General features: G+C 45.5%; 7 protein-coding genes. 2 read left to right on the top strand and 5 right to left on the bottom strand.

Features of this window, described 5'->3' with window-relative positions; all coding sequences use genetic code 11:
* Positions 1-32: 32 nt before the first annotated feature.
* The 5 genes from ACVBDY_RS08175 to ACVBDY_RS08155 form a co-directional block, all read right to left on the bottom strand.
* Positions 33-2,429, bottom strand: coding sequence for a chondroitinase-B domain-containing protein (locus tag ACVBDY_RS08175; protein WP_447174979.1), 2,397 nt, complete (start codon positions 2,427-2,429; stop codon positions 33-35).
* A gap of 1 nt (position 2,430) precedes the next feature.
* The gene (locus ACVBDY_RS08170) at positions 2,431-3,927 is read right to left on the bottom strand and encodes a RagB/SusD family nutrient uptake outer membrane protein (protein WP_447174978.1); all 1,497 of its coding nucleotides are present in this window, start codon (positions 3,925-3,927) and stop codon (positions 2,431-2,433) included.
* Between the two features lie 11 nt (positions 3,928-3,938).
* Entirely contained in the window at positions 3,939-7,073 is a 3,135-nt protein-coding gene (locus tag ACVBDY_RS08165) for a SusC/RagA family TonB-linked outer membrane protein (RefSeq protein ID WP_447174977.1), read from the bottom strand.
* A gap of 229 nt (positions 7,074-7,302) precedes the next feature.
* Positions 7,303-8,016: a FadR/GntR family transcriptional regulator gene (locus ACVBDY_RS08160; protein WP_447174976.1), complete on the bottom strand. Its 714-nt coding sequence runs from the start codon at positions 8,014-8,016 to the stop codon at positions 7,303-7,305.
* A 425-nt stretch (positions 8,017-8,441) separates the two neighbouring features.
* Positions 8,442-10,250 (bottom strand): glycoside hydrolase family 2 protein, encoded by a 1,809-nt coding sequence (locus tag ACVBDY_RS08155; protein WP_447174975.1) that lies wholly within the window; start codon positions 10,248-10,250, stop codon positions 8,442-8,444.
* Between the two features lie 342 nt (positions 10,251-10,592).
* On the opposite strand from ACVBDY_RS08155, the gene ACVBDY_RS08150 reads away from it, so the two are divergent.
* On the top strand, positions 10,593-14,528 hold the full coding sequence (locus ACVBDY_RS08150; RefSeq protein WP_447174974.1) for a two-component regulator propeller domain-containing protein: 3,936 nt from the start codon (positions 10,593-10,595) through the stop codon (positions 14,526-14,528).
* A gap of 504 nt (positions 14,529-15,032) precedes the next feature.
* The gene (locus ACVBDY_RS08145; RefSeq protein ID WP_447174973.1) at positions 15,033-16,505 is read left to right on the top strand and encodes a Gfo/Idh/MocA family protein; all 1,473 of its coding nucleotides are present in this window, start codon (positions 15,033-15,035) and stop codon (positions 16,503-16,505) included.
* The last annotated feature ends 21 nt before the right edge of the window (positions 16,506-16,526 follow it).

The following is a 16,526-nucleotide window of genomic DNA, read 5'->3' as shown; positions in this document are numbered from 1 at the left end:
AACTATCGGTGTTTTAGTTAGTTTTATCGGTTTTAGTTCATTTGAAGTAATCCAATATCTCTTTTATCCGTCGCCGCATTTTTAAGCGGAGACTTTTCCTCCGGCTTAAAGGCCCTGGTGTCGGTCCACATGGGATTGGTCCTGAGAATATTGGCGGAAATGGCTCCCCCGGAAAGTTTAAGCTCCCCGGAATTGTAAATAACCGTATTAACCATACTGTTTTTACTTCCCTGTAAAACCACGGCCTGTTTTGCTTCCGGGCTTCCGGCAAATACGGAATTGGATATGGTTACATACACGATGCCCCTGGTTCGCAGTATCCTTCCTTTTTCATTATTATCCACATTATAGAACACGGAATGATCTATGAGCAACTGGCCTCCTATGGTAGATTCGTCATTTCCGCCCCGGTAATAATAGAGTGCAAACTGTCCCAGGTCTTTAAACAGGGTATTTTGTATATCGATAACTTCGGCATTGTACTTTCCTTTATCCTCTTTTTCATAACTCAGGTTCAGGCCCCTGTGGCTGTCCTCTATCCGGCTGTTCGTGATACGTATGGTATCGGCAAAAGTGCCTTTATATGCCTTGAATACCGCCCCGGTTTCCTGTGTAAAACCGTGAAGGTAAACATCGTTAAGTTTCAGCCGGTATGCTTCGGAGCTGGGTTCCACAGGTGAAATGATCCCGTATTTCACGGGGTTCTCCCTGCCTGCGTCTATCTCCACACCATCCAGGGTCAGGGATTTTCCTTGTTGTACCCGGAAGAAGTAATTGGGGACATCCCCGTCTTTGCTGATCCGGATCGCGGTTTTGGCACTTCCTTTTCCCCTTATTACAAGTTTACTCGTAACAGGCATGCCTTTGTCTATTTCGTAGATACCTTCGGACAGTTGCAATACCGTGTGATCCGTAGCCTTTTTTACCGCTTTCTCCAGGGTATTCCTTCCCGGGGCAACTTCAATAACTTTATATTCCCCGGGCACTTCGGATGCTGTTTTTACAGAAGGTTTTTCCACGGGCCAATCCACTCCCGGTTTTATGCGCAATGCCACCGGAACTCTCTCGTTCCCCGGAATTACGGCTCCTGCCCTTACCCTGGTTCGTACGGTTCCGGTAAGGTCGGTTCGTACGGGTCTTACGGAAGGTGTTGTTGTCAGAAGGGAATCACTTATCGGAATGGGGTATATCTCCAGGTTTTTCCACTGCAATTCTACACGGTCTACCCCTTTTGTCTTAGTGGTCCCCGGTCCCTGAACTTTGTTCCCGGAAAATGCGATGCCGGATATGTCATCCAGAACCCGAAATATATCACCTTGCTTTTCCGTGTAGAAAAGGTTATTGGCAAAAATGGTATTTACCGGCGTCAGTGTACGTTCTTCATCACTCCCAGCACATAGTTCAAGCGGTGCACAGTTGATAAAAGTATTGTTCTGTATTACGGCATCCTTTACCTGGTTATAGCGGTTCAGCGGGCCATCGGGTACGCCGTTCATGATCACCAGGGGCGAACGAAAGCCGTCTCCGGTCAGTCCCATCATCAGGTTGTTCTGTACAATATGTCCTTCGTTGATAACACGGACACCACCGGTATGGGGTTTGTTGTTTCCGAAAAAGATATTTCCTTCCACAAGACAACGGTTGCCATGCCGCAGGACAAGCCCGCCTTCACTTTCTATAAAAAGGTTATTCCGGTAAATATTATCGCAGGACTTACTGGAAATGATCTCCACTTCCCCGTTGCAACGTTCAAAGAGGTTTTCTTCCACTACGGTCCCGGAAGATTCCAGGGAGGTATGGCTGGTCCCTATCCTGATGGTTTCCCCGCCGTTAGATCCCAGGGGCGGGCGATGGCCGAAGAGGTTATGATCTATCCGGTGGTGGTTTTCCAGGTTGATCCTGTTATCCTTCAATCCCACGATAAGTACCGGGCCCTGGTTTGTTTTTCCCTGAAACGTACAATGGTCCACCCGGTTATGCTGCCCCCAGAGCTCCACCCATTGATATTGCAACGAACGATCGTCGGGGTTATAGCCGGTCACCGCACAATTGGTTACCCTGGAATAAAAAGCGACCTCTTCTTTGTTCTTCCGGAACGATATGACCGGTTTTCCCATAGTATTTCCGTCCCGGAACCACAATCCGTTTACCACGAGGTATTTTCCGGCTATCATAAGCCTCGACATCCCGCTCAGGATGACTTCCCCCGGGGTTTCCGCTTTCAGTACGATCTGTTTTCCGGGTTCCCCCTCGGCGAAAAAACGGATCTCGGTATTGGTCCACGTTTTGTTCGCCATCACAATGGTATCTCCGGGAACGGCTTGTTTTATTGCCTTATTCAGTTCTTCTTCCGTACTGACTTTGATGCCGGTGGCGTGCAGACACTGAAAAATCAGTATACAGAACAAGCATGTATAGATATTCTTCATCTCAGTATCCGATATTTTGGGCTATGCCCGGGTTCAGGTCTATTTCGTATTGCGGTATGGGAAGCAGCAACTGGTATTCTTCTATGGGATTGGTGTTGAACTGCGGCCTGTCCGGATCGTTGTACTGGTCTTCCGTGGCAAAATGGGTGTTCATTACGGTAATGGCCCTTCCCGTACGTACAAGGTCAAACCATCTTTGGTTTTCGAAGGCGAATTCCAGTTTCCTTTCTTTTTCGAGAGCGAGTTTGAAATCAAAATAGCTTCCTACTTCCGAATTGTCGTAAGCCGTCAGTCCGGCACGTTCATGTACCTTGTTGAGCAGGTCGATGGCTTCGGAGGTAGGCCCGTTTACCTCGTTTATGGCTTCGGCAAGCAGAAGCATGGCATCTGTAAAGCGAATTACCGGCCAGTCGTTCCCGGCATCGTCTACCGTAGCGAAATCGGAATTGTATTTGATGATGTGTTTGCTCTCGTTTACTATGCCGTTATAACCTATCCACGTATCGGCCATAGAGACCGCTTTTCGCTCATCGCCGGCTTCATAGGTCTGCGACAGGCTGGTGGAAGGTACATTGAGTTCATCACCGTTTCCTCTTACCACAAAGTCATCGCTTTGCATGGGGGCAAAATAATTGGCAAAGGGCGCGCCCAGGCCAACACTCCCGGTCTGGTATCTTACGGCATAGAGGATTTCACTGTTGTATTCGTTGGATATGTCAAAAACACCGGCGTAATCGTCGAGATAGGCAAAGGGACTGTTATATACCACGTCGGACAACGCTGTCGCCGCCCTGTTTATATTTTCCGTACCTCCGCGGGTGAGCAGGGCTTTACCGAGTTCGGTTTTCGCTGCCCAACTGGTCAGCCTTCCCAGCTCGGAACCATTGGCGGTACCGGGCAGGTTTTCGGCGGCAAATTCCAGGTCTTTCAAAAGGAAATCATAAATTTCCTCCGTGGTACTCCTATCCATCGTTTTGGCTTCCGCCCCGGAAATGGGCCGGTCTACAAGAAAAACCCCTCCCCAGAGACGAACGAGTTTAAAATACATGTGTGCCCGGAAAAAGCGGGCTTCTCCTTCATACCGGTCGGCGAGTTCGGGATCTTCTACCACATCGATCTGGTTAATGACATTGTTTGCCAGTGAAATAACCCGGTAGCAGGCTCTCCAGTAATCTTCCACGTGAATATTCTGGGAGGTCAGTACAAAACGATCCACCTGGCGAAAGGGTACATTGGCAGTCTCACTGTTGCGTGGGCTCATATAGGTATTGTCCGAACGGAGTTCCGTGAGTATCCACTCTTTGTCCAGAACATCGTGCATTCCACTGTATATTCCCACGATAGCCAGGTTGATATCTTCCGCATTATTGTAAAATTCGTCGGCACTTATTTCGGAGATCGGTTGCAGGTTCAGTTCTTTATCACAGGAAACAAACCAGAAAGTCAGGGTCAGGCTTATCAGGCTCAGTCCTTTTGTATATATGCTGTATCTTTTCATGTCCCTATATTTTAAAAATTAATATCCAGTCCCAGGGTTATTTGTCTCTGTATGGGATATGCTCCGCGCTGATACCCTGAAATAAGTGGAGAATTGTAGACGCCGCCGGTGGAAATGGCTTCCGGGTTAATCCCGAAGAAATCATCGGCCATGAGGTACATCAAATTTTGCCCGGAGACAAAAAACCTTACTTTATCCAGCCGGATCTTGTTTACTACCGATTGTGGTAAAGAGTATCCCAGTATCACCTCCCGGAGCGATATGTATGAGGCATCCTGGATGAGATAATCGGTGAGTATCCAATCCCTACCGAGTTTTTCTCTGGGTTTGGTCGCCGCGAAATTTTCGTTAAACCATCGCCCTTCCACAAAATTTTTGTGCAGGTACCTGGGCTCGGTATAATACCCGTCACCATAGAAGACTTCGGCTCCGTGCGACCCCTGCAAAAGAAAATACAGGTCAAATCCTTTGAATGTAAAGGTGTTGCTAAAACCCCAGGTGAAATCCGGAAAGGGACTTCCGAGTGTTGTCCTGTCATCTGCCGTGATCACTCCGTCCCCGTTTATATCCGCCACCCGGATACCTCCCACGGCATCTTCGGACGAACTGGGCAGCGAATTCAGTTCTTCGGCATTCTGCCATATACCTACCATCTTGTACCCGTAGAACTGTATGGCCTCTTCTCCTACGCGGGAAATGTACTGCTCATTCCGTTCTCCCTGGTTGATGAACTGTTCTTCTCCCCCGAGGGAGATCAGCTTGTTCTTATTCGTGGAAAAATTAATGTTACCGTTCCAGGAAAAATTATCGGACGACAGGTTGGCGGATAAAGCGAATTCCAGCCCCTGGTTCTGTATTTTCCCCACATTGTTCCAGTAATTGTCACGTCCCGTTGTAAAGGAAACATTTTGTTGCAGCAAAAGTTTGTCTGTTATGGAATAATAATAATCTCCGGTAAGGGACAATTTATTCTTGAAAAAACTGATATCCAGCCCGGTATCGTACTGATAGGTCTGTTCCCAGCTTATGGCACGGTTCCCTAGTGTAGGATAGGTTTCTCCCAGGCCGGAGGTTACCGATCCGCTACCTGTTCCGAAAGAGTAATTGGCGGGATACAGAAGATTGGCGAAAGCGTAATTTTCTATATTGTTATTTCCGGTCATACCAAAACTGGACCTTATCTTGAATTCGTTAATAAAACCGATCTTCTCTTTCCAGAAATTTTCCTTGTGTATGTTCCATCCTACGGAAGCGGAGGGGAAAAATCCGTATTTGTTTTCCGGCCCGAAGAGTGACGAACCGTCGTAACGCGCGGCAACGGAAGCCAGGTATTTTCCTTTGTACTCGTAGTTGATCCTGGCCAGGAAAGATACCAGGGAAATCTCTTCCTTACTGGTATACGTGTCATTGGCATCGATGACGGTAGCAGCGTTGATGGTTTCTATAAGGTCGGTGGGAAATTGTGTACCGCTTATCCCGCTTCTTTTAATTCCCGTGTATTCATAGGTTGTTCCCACTAGCCCGTCCAATCTGTGATTTCCAAGTTTTTTCCTGTAGTTCAGGGTATGTTCGGTGATTACCCGATTGCGCATATAGGTGGTGTTGATCCCGAGGGACTGTCCTGTCCTGTCCGCTATGGATTTCCGAAACCTTTCGTAATCACGGTACTGAAAATACATACCTACGGAGCCGCGGTACCTGAAATCGTCGGTAATATTCCAATTTGTAAAACCATCGGCAACCATACGGTAATCATATTGTGTCCGTTCTTCGTTTTCCATACGGGCAATGGGATTATTATTGCTGGAACCCCAGAGCGACGGAACGGTAAATGTCCTTTCGTCCCCATTCTCATCGGTATAGGTGTAGGTGGTATTGTTAAAGTGGCGGGGATGTGCATAGGACCCTAGTCGCTGCCCGGTGAGTTGGGAAGTATATTCGTTGTGTTTTACGGGCCCCCACTGCAATGCCCGGGAAAAATCCGAAAAAGGAACGGTAGATCGTCTCGTCCTGGAATACGAAGGACGGAAATTAAAGCCTATTTCCAGGTCTTCCGAGAGTTTGGTACTCAATCTCCCCTGCAGGTTCAGCCTGTTGTTAAAATTATCCTTTAGAAGTCCTTCGTCTTCGATCCACTGGGAAGAGATATAATACCGCGTATTGCTGTTTCCGCCAGATACATCAAACTGGTAGTTCTTTATATGGGCCACTCCCCTTTGGGATTCATCCGCCCAGTCCGTCCCCCCGGTCTTGTCTGTAATGATCCGCTGTGCCATTTCCCGGTCGGAATGTCTCAGTACCGTTGGAGTTGTACCATTTTGCATCGCCGTATAATCTTCGATCATCTGCCGTTCCCTGAGCAACATATCCGTATACTCATAAGCATCGAGCACGTCTATCTGCTCATAGGCTTTTTTAAACCCGGTAAAGGTTTTGAAAACATATTTTGGCTGTAAACTCCCGTTTTTGGTGGTGATAAGAATGACTCCGTTTGCTCCCCTGGAACCGTACAAAGCCGTAGAACTGGCGTCTTTTAATACTTCTATGGATTTAATGCTGCTCGGGTTTATAAACTCCAGGGCATCCGCAATGGGAAAACCATCCACGACAATCAACGGAGAGGTGTTGGCACTGATGGAGCTGAGACCCCGGATATTGATCTGTGGCGCGGTACCTACTTCGGACGACACATTCTGTATCTGCACCCCCGCAATTTTTCCCTGCAATGCCTGGTCTACCCTGCTGTAAGGCAGTTCGTCTAGGTTTTTGTTTTCCAGGCTGGCCACGGACCCTGTCAAACTCGATTTCTTTTGCGTTCCGTAGGCGATCACCACCACCTCATCCAATTGCTCCGTGTCCTCTTCGAGACTTACGGTAATATTGTTCTGGTTGGTAATTATTACACTTTCGGTAACATATCCTATATAGGAAACGCTAACTACATCGTTTTCGGAAACTGGGATAGAAAAATTACCGTCAAAATCGGAAGTAGTCCCTCTTGACGCATTGACCACAATAATATTGGCCCCGATAACAGGCAACTGGTCTGCTGCGGAGATGACTTTCCCGGTAAGCGTAAAGGAATCCTGGGCATGCACGGAAACGATACTCAGAAAAAAGAAGAGTACATAAAATCTGGTTTTCATAATTTGGTTAGTTTTGAATAGTTTCGGTTTGCCGCATATCGAACACCCCCACTACCGCAAAACATATAATTATGAAACAGATATTTTTGTTAAAATAATCTTTTCCTTAATTTTGCAAATAGTAGTAGTACTTAATATCAGCACTATTATTATTCTTCTTACACAAGAAGTTTTATCTAAAAAGGGTGAGTAGGCGGCTCATCCTTTTTAATTTCGCACTTTATATTACTTAGCTATAGCAATAGTTTTTCAGATCGGCGAAGTGCATATCAATGGCTTTCTCCGCTTTTTCAGGATCCTTTTCTTTGATGGCGTTAAAAATATCCTGGTGTTCTTTTATCAGTTTTTTCGCTTCTACATGACTACATATTTTGTTACTCATAAAATAGGTGATTATCTCCGGGACGATGATCAGTACCAGGGAGTGCATCACGCTGTTATTACTGGCTTCCACGAGTTTCAGGTGAAACATCATATCTTCTTCCACAGCGCTTTCCCCGGTGAGGAGTTTGTTCTCAAAGGCCTTTAACGCCTCTTCCATATGTTGCAGATCTTCTTCGCTTCTGCGTTGTGCTGCCAACCATACCGCGTTTTTTTCGAGCATTATCCTCGTTTCCACCAACGACTTAAAATCGGGCCGCTGCAGTTTAAGAATATCCCGCATCATTCCGTTTAATGCCGTAACTCCCAGGTTGGATACCACGGTCCCGCTTTTGGGCAGGGTTTTCAGCAACCCGTAAAATTCCAGCTTCTGTATGGCCGATCTTACCTGGCCACGGCTCACATTAAACTTTTCCGACAATTTACGCTCCGAAGGCAAACGCTCCCCGGACTCCAGTTGCCGGGAGGTGATGAGATCTTTTATCTTATTGATAATAAGTTCTTCATCCGTTTGAAACTCCTCCTGCGCTTCTATTAAATTTTCCTTTTTTAAATCCAGCATATTCGATTAAGTAATGTGGTTGACCAGATTGGTTAACCAGATTGGTTGACCAAATGTAATCATATTTTTTAAATGTGCAAGAATAAAAAATTAAAATTTTACATATTTCACAATTATCATGTTACATAACTACGGAATAAGCATTTATAGGAACTCATTATTATTGCCTATTGAACAAAGACAAATATATGGTTAGCTTCTACTGCGGGTTTTTTGTGGAAAAACAGTGTGTAGTGATAAAAATGGAAAAACGGAAGGCTTATAATTTAATCTCTCTTAGTTTCTGTAACTATAAAATGGGTTCAATACTAAAAGGAGGGAGAAAAACAGAACACTTCCGTTTTTCTCCCTCCTTTTACTGTTGTTATACTTAAAGACCTGTAAAAACAGCTCTAAAATCTAAAATCTCACATCTGATATCTAAATCATTTCAACATATTAATGACTTCCTGGTTTGCCTTTCGTATCCTTTTAACATCCATTTTATCTTCTTTCCGGTCATAGGTCATCAATCCGTTCACTTCTCCTTCAACGTCGGTTGTCTGGGTATATACTGCCCCGGAAAATCCGGAAGGAACAAGCTTTTTAAGTTTTTCAGCATATTTTACGTATTCGTCCGTAACCTCTTTGGAATTCTTGAACTGTACATATCCCCAGTTGTTGTCGGTGTCCCACAGGTGCCCTTTCATCGGCAATCCGATACCCCCGTATTCTCCCAGTACGGTTACCCTGTTGGCGTCGTAAAGGAACAGGTCCGGTTGCGGGTAGTTGTGCAGGTCGAGGATATCCCCTGTCCGGAAGTGATTCCCACCACTTGCGGAATTCACTAATCTGTTTGGGTCGTAGCTTTTGGTCCACTCCGTAATTTCTTCGGTCTTAAACTGTCCCCATGCCTCGTTGAACGGCACCCACACTACGATACTCGGGTAAGAATAGAGATAGTCCATAATTCCCTTCCATTCTTTCCGGTATATCTCTTCGGACTTCGCTGTTCTCCGGTATTCATTGCCTTCGTAATAGCTTCGCATTTGCCAGTCTTTCTGCCTGTCGCCGTTAGGCATATCCTGCCATACGAGTATTCCCAGCTCATCGCAATGTGTATACCAACGGGCGGGCTCTACTTTTACGTGCTTGCGGATCATGTTATACCCCATTTCCTTTGTCTTGACAATATCGTATTTCAGGGCCTCATCAGTAGGTGCGGTATACAGTCCGTCAGGCCACCATCCCTGGTCCAGCGGGCCGAAATGGAAGTAATCCTTATTGTTCAACTGCATGCGGACCACCCCGTTCTCATCCCGCTTCGTAGAGATCTTACGCATGGCAAAATAACTTTTGAACTCATCGGTCAATCCTTTATTCTTACCGATCAGTTTTACCGTTGTCTTGTATAAAAACGGGGATTCCGGCGACCATAATTTGGGATTATCCATAACAATTTCAAATGCTTCATTGGCCGAGGCCTTTACTTTGGCCACTTCCGTAGTCCCGTCCGATACGGTTACTTCCACAAGATCTCCGTATTCGGGATTGGAAATATCCGCAGTGAATTTCACGACATTTCGGTCTATATCAGGAACTACCCTCAGGTCCTTTATATGCTTTTCCGCAACGGGTTCCAACCATACGGTCTGCCAGATACCGGTTACCGGGGTGTACCAGATTCCTTCCGGCTTTTTCACCTGTTTTCCCCTGGGCTGCGTTCCTTCATCCGAAGGGTCCCATACACGAACCGTCAGTTCCTGCTCACCGCTTTCTTCCAGGAAAGGCGTTATATCTACCGAAAAAGGCTCAAACCCCCCGGTATGCGAAGCGATCTTAATATCATTCAGCCATATATCCGCCTGCCAGTCTACCGCCCCGAAATTCAGTTTAATGTTCTTCCCCTTCCATCCGGCCGGCACGCTGAAACTCCTGTTATACCACAGCACATGAGATGCTCCTACCTCCTTCATTACCCCGGACAGGCTGGATTCAACAGCAAAAGGGACAAGAATTTTCCCCTGGTCCTTTTCAGGACGTGTTTTTTCCCGCGGGGTTACACTGTAATTCCACAGGCCGTTGAGATTTTGCCATTCGCTGCGTTCCATTATGGGTCTCGGGTACTCGCCGAGCACATTTTCCGGATCTACTTTTGCCGCCCACTCTGTTTTTATCTTGTTTCCGGCAGGCTTCCATTGTGCATACGATAAATGACATACTGTTAATAAAGACAGTAACAGTACATTTCGCATACTTCTTTTGTTTTGCATGGTATAATTGTATTTAGCGTTAAATGATTTTAATTTTGGTTTAAAAATAAAAAATATGACTTTGATGAAATCCGGCCCCATAATTATCGATACGTTAATATTATTACCTATAACATAAAAAATCAAAGGATTTAGCCTTTAATTTTTACCGAAATCTAAAGTATATGAACTCTCCTGTAACAAAGCTGCTCTTTATCTCATCTTTTCCTCTAAATGATTCAACTTTACGTTTTCACCCTAAATCGAGACGATTTGCACAGATCTTGACACGATCGGGACAAATCAATTCCGTACATTTTGGTCGCAAATTTCTGCCCTGTTAATATGAAACAATTTTACATCTTTTTTATTCTTATCGGTATTGTAAACGGATTATACGGACAGGATTATTATTTCAGAAATTACCAGGTTGAAGACGGGCTCTCGCACAATACCATAACCGCTTCCCTGCAGGATCATAAAGGTTTTGTGTGGTTCGGGACCAAAGACGGTTTAAACCGTTTTAACGGCTATGATTTTAAGGTTTTTCGGCATGACCCGAAAGACAGTACAAGCCTCGGTAACAGTTTTATAAGCGTACTTCACGAATATGAAAAAAACATCTGGATAGGTACTAATGACGGACTCTACCTGTACAGTGAGGAAAAAGAGGATTTCCTGCAGGTGGAAGGTACTACGGGAAAAGCCATACATGACATCACGAATGACGAGCATGGTAATATATGGTATATCGCCTCCGGAAAGCTTTGCCGTATCAATGGCATTACCCTGCAGCATCCCGATATATATGACCTGGCAGACTGCGTAAATGTCATTAAAAGTCCGGACGGGAGTATCTGGATCTCCACCTCGAAACAGTTATTCCGTTATATCCCCTCCAACGATTCTTTCGAAAAGGCAAATACCGGCGATATTACCAAAGACCCCGGGTTTCGTATTCTGAAGCTTTACGCCCCGGATGCTTCTTCCGTACTGATAGGCACCATAAGGCACGGGGCATTCCGTTACGACCTTCAAACCGGAGAGATGCACAATTATTTCCGGGACATGCAAAAACCCCAGTTCATCCGGGATATTCTGAGTACGGGTACGGAAATATGGTTTGCCACCGAATCGGGTATTTATATATACGACAAGCAAAACGGGAGGTTTACCAATTTACGGAAAAATTACAGCGACTTCTATTCGTTATCCGATAATGCCGTGTACTGTTTTACGCGCGACAGCGAAGGCGGAATATGGGCCGGGACTTATTTTGGCGGCATTAATTACCGCCCGAGGGAATTCTCCCCGTTCAAAAAGTATTTTCCTAAAAAAGGGGAAAACTCCATCAACGGAAACGCTATCCGTGAGATCCATCAGGATAAAAACGGGGTGTTATGGATAGGTACGGAAGATGCCGGGATAAATAAACTGGACCTCTCCACAGGGGTATTCGAAAGTTTTCTGAATAAAAACCCCGACGGAAAACCCTTTAACATTCATGGCATACTTCCGCTGGACAACGAGATCTGGGTAGGTACGTTTCAAAACGGTATCCAGGTACTGGATATCCGTAACGGTGACATCCTACGGCAATACAGGGAAGGAGAACTGATATCCGATTTTGTCCGGGGGATTTTTCAGGCAAAAAACGGGGATATCTTTATTCTTACCCCCGAGGGCATACAAATATATGTCCCCGGGGAAAAGAAATTCAAAACCCCCGATTATTTCCCGGAAGGGATCCATTACACCAGTATCGCCGAGGCCCCGGACGGCACGCTATGGGCAGGGACCATTATGAAAGGAGTGTTCTTCTACGATCCGGGAACCGGAGAAAAAGGTATCCTCCGGCATGTAAAGGATAATCCCTCAAGCATCAGCAGTAATTTTATAAACGGCATTTTTCGCGATAATGATGGCAATATCTGGATCACTACGGAAAACGGTCTGAACCTGCTGAACCGGGAAGACCATTCCGTAAAGCGGTATACAAAAGAAGACGGTTTGCCCGGTAATATCACCTATACGGTACTGGAAGACAGGGAACACCGATTATGGATAAGCACCTCGAACGGGCTTGCGGAATTCGACCGGGAAAAAAACAGCTTTAAGATATACACCAGGAACAACGGTTTGCTCCATGACCAGTTCAATTACGCATCCGGATATGTTGCCAGTGACGGCGGAACCCTGTATTTCGGCAGTGTTTTCGGCATGGTCAGCTTCAAACCCGGTGAATTTACGGAGAATACGTTTCGTGCCCCCATCCTTTTTACCGACCTGAAAATAAACAATGAGACCGTAAAGATCAACGGCAAAGGCTCTCCCCTGAAAAAATCCGTCACTTTTTCCGAAAATATCCGGTTGACACACGACCAGAAGACTTTCAGCCTCAATTTTGCCAATCTCAGTTTTACCGCCCCGAAGACCACCGAATACTTCTATAAAATGGAGGGGCTGGATGAAGACTGGTATGCCCTGGGAAAAAATCATGCCATAACCTTTACACAATTACCTGCCGGGAAGTATACCCTGAAAATACGATCGGAGAACAGTGACGGGCTGCAAAGCGAAACCGCATCGCTACACATTAAAATACTCCCGCCACCGTGGTTCAGCTGGTGGGCATATCTCATTTATACCCTCACCATATTACTGGCTACCCTTTGGATTGTAAGGCAATATCATCACTATTCCAGAAGCAAATCCGCTCGGGAACTCGCCGTAATGGAAAGCAGAAAGGAAAAAGAGGTCTTTAAGTCCAAAATCGATTTCTTTACAAATGTTGCCCATGAGATCCGCACCCCGCTTTCCCTGATCCGGGCCCCGCTCGAGAAATTATCAAAAAGCGAGCAATTAAATGAAAAGGCCTCCTATTACCTGGATATAATGAACAAAAATACAACCAGGCTGCTCGACCTGGTAAACGAATTACTGGATTTCAGAAAAGCGGAGACCGAGAACCTGAAACTGTCATTTACCCATGTTAATATTTCGAGGACCGTCCGGGAAATCAGGCTACAATTCGACACAGCAATACGGGATAAAGACATACAACTCCTTATCCGCGAACCTCAGCAGGATATCCATGCCTCCGTAGATGTAAAGGCTTTCCACAAGATCGTAAACAACCTGTTTAACAATGCTGTCAAGTACTCGGATAACAAAATTGTCCTGATACTTTCTCAAGAAGGTGAAAGCCTGGAAATCCGCTTAAAAAACGATGGCCCGACCATTCCCGGATCACATGCAGAAAGAATATTTGAGCCTTTCTTCCGTATAAGTGAGGACGGAGAACAGCCCGGTACGGGGATCGGGCTCTCCCTTGCGCACTCCCTTGCGGAACTTCACGGTGGTTCACTCGTGTACGGAAAGGATGAAGACGGACTCAACCAGTTTCTCCTGCGCTTACCGATAATCCGTAAAGGCGAAAAAATCACTGTTACGGAAGAGCGCGGGCCGGGGAATACGGAAGAAGATACCGGGCCATCCGCACCAGAGCCTGCCGGAACACATTTGCTTATTGCTGAAGACAATACGGAACTGTTAAACTTTATCGCTGCCGAATTCAGGGACGACTACCAGGTTCACAAGACAAAGGACGGCAGATCAGCCCTGGAAATTATCCGCGACCAGGACATCCAGGCTGTTATAAGTGACATTATGATGCCCGGACTCAACGGACTGGAATTGTGCAAGGCCATAAAAACATCGGTAGAAACCAGTCACATTCCGGTCGTTTTACTTACGGCGAAAGGCGCCCTGAATGCCAAAATAGAAGGACTGGAAAACGGGGCCGATGCCTATATAACCAAACCCTTCTCTATGGAACACCTGAAAGTACAGGTAAATACCCTCCTGGAAAACCGGAAACATATTATGCAGGCGTATTCCAGCAAACCCCTGGCCTATCTGAAAAACGTAGCTCCTTCCAAAACCGAAAGCGACTTTATAAACCGTCTTGACGAGGTGATCATAACCCACATTTCGGACCCCGATTTCAATATCGAAACCATTGCGGACCAATTGAATATGAGCAGGGCGACATTATACAGAAAGATCAAGGCCATTTCCGACCTTACCCCGAATGAACTCATCAATATCACCCGTTTGAAAAAAGCGGCAGAATTGCTCGTTACAGATAATTACAAAGTCTTTGAAGTAGCTTATATGGTGGGATACAGGAGCCAAAGCAGTTTCGGACGTAATTTCCAGAAACAATTTAACATGCCCCCTACCGAATATGTACAACAGGTTAAAGAAAATGGAAAATAGAAATGACCCGAAGCACAAAACAATGAGACTGAAGTCCATACATTTCGAGCAGATTGAAAATCTGTCGGCTGTAGCCTCTCCCCCATCCTATGGGCGGCAGACACACAAATTATGGTAACGTAATAATTATTATATATCCGTGTATTCGTGGCTAAAACATACAAAAACCAAAACCAATCAATAATAATAGGAGCCTATAATTACGATTTTTCTAATTTGCAGACATTCATTCTTTAATATTTATTTTTTCTAAAAATTAATAATAAATTTGAAACTATTCGTAATTTAAGCCGATTATTAGAATCATTTCAATAACACACATCTTAATAAGATTAATCGTACCCAGGCTGCTGAAAACACAGGAAAAAATGGGTTCGATGACAATGTAAAAAGATATGACCCGGGATTTATGGAATTTGCCAGGCAGAATGAAAGTTGCATTCATGGTCATTAAAAAAACAACAGTAAAAAATTTTAACCCAAATAACAAAAACAGTTTTAATTATGGAAGACAAGAATGGCAAGGGCCAATCAAAACCTTCAAATTCCAGAAGAAATTTTATTAAAAGTGCTTCTGTTGCCGCTGCCGGTTTTTACATTGTACCCCGGCACGTTTTAGGCGGTCCCGGTTTTATTGCCCCCAGCGACAAATTGTTAATTGCCGGTATAGGTGCCGGTGGTAAAGGCGGTGACGACATCCGAAAATTTGCGGAAGCCGGCAATGCGGAAATAGCATTCCTGTGCGACGTAGATGACCGTCAGGCCAAGAAAAACAGAGAATTATTTCCAAAAGCCAAGTATTATAAAGACTGGAGGGAACTCTACGATAAAGAAAGTAAACATTTTGACGCCGTTTCGGTGGGGACACCGGACCATACCCATGCTATCATTGCGTTTCACGCTATGAAAATGGGAAAACACGTTTACGTGCAAAAACCTCTGACCCACGATATACACGAAGCTTACATGATGGGTGAGGCTGCAAAAAAATACAAGGTGGTTACCCAGATGGGAGACCAGGGTTCTTCCAATGATGGTATCCGTATCATGAAAGAATGGTATGAAGCCGGACTTATAGGAGATGTACACACCATCAACTGCTGGACCAACCGTCCCGTATGGCCGCAAGGCATAAAGTGGCCGGACCAGAAACCTCCCGTACCTGCCGGACTGGACTGGAATCTATGGCTTGGGACCGCCCCCTACAGAGATTATCAGGATATGGTAGTACCCTTCAACTGGCGTGGCTGGTGGGATTACGGTACAGGGGCACTCGGAGATATGGCATGCCATATCGTAGGGCCCGTTTTCAAAGTACTGGAACTAGGCTTCCCAACAGAAGTTAACTGTAGTGTAAGCACCCCTTATGTAGACAACTTCAAAGCCGGATACTTCCCGGATAGTGCCCCGCTTTCTTCTTCGGTTCACTTTAAATACGAAGGTAAAAAAGGTGAAGATATCAAACTGAACTGGATGGACGGAGGTATTCAGCCCGAACGTCCGGAAGAGTTAGGCCCTAATGAAATAATGGGGGGCCACAACGACCTGGGTAACGGGGTTATTTTTGAGGGGACCAAAGGAAAAATGATGTGTGGTGTTTACGGGGACGATGCACAATTGTTGCCAACAAGCCGCAACCAGGAGATCAACGTTCCTCAAAAATACAAACGTATTCCCGGACAAGCCAACGGTCATTACAAACAGTGGGTAGATGCCTGTATTGCCGGCTACGGAAAACAGGAAGTAGACTCTCCTTTTGTAGGATATGCCGTACCACTCACACAAAGTATTTTAATGGGTAACCTGGCCATCCGAAGCTTTAACTACAGGAAAGAAGTGGAAGGAAAGATCACTTACCCGGGAAGGGGCATAACCCTGAAATGGGACGGTGCCAACCGAAGAGTGACCAATTTTGAAGCCGCCAACCAATATGTTAAACGTGATTACCGTGAAGGCTGGCCGGAACTGGAGCTTTAAAAGTTAATAAATACGGTTAAA

The sequence above is a fragment of the Sinomicrobium halophytocola genome (assembly GCF_052983395.1).
The sequence above is the reverse complement of the archived record's forward strand: the minus strand, read 5'-3'. Positions and strand labels throughout refer to the sequence as shown.